Consider the following 344-nt stretch of genomic DNA (forward strand, 5'->3'; position numbering starts at 1 on the left):
AGCAACGTCGGCACCTATGCCATCACCGGATCGGGGGCGACGGCGACCAACTATGATTTCAGCTATGTCCCCGGCACGCTGACAATCACCAAGGCGCTGCTGACGGTGACCGCGGATAATGCCACGCGCGAATACGGGCTGGCCGATCCGCTGTTTACCGGCAATGTCACGGGCTTCCGAAATGGCGATGATGCGTCGGTCATTTCGGGGCTGGTCTATGCCAGCAGCGCGGTGCTGAACTCGGGCATCGGCAGCTATGCGATCACGGGTTCGGGTGCGTCAGCCACCAATTATGACTTTGCCTATGTGCCCGGTACGCTGACTATCACGCGAGCCTTGCTCAC

General features: G+C 60.5%; 1 protein-coding gene. It reads left to right on the forward strand.

From position 1 onward, the window contains the following. The coding region (locus AX725_RS21230) for an MBG domain-containing protein (protein WP_202185042.1) at nucleotides 1-344 on the forward strand (344 nt) is incomplete at both ends.

Source organism: Blastomonas sp. CCH9-A1, from assembly GCF_001557175.1.
Taxonomy (GTDB): Bacteria; Pseudomonadota; Alphaproteobacteria; order Sphingomonadales; family Sphingomonadaceae; genus Blastomonas; species Blastomonas delafieldii_A.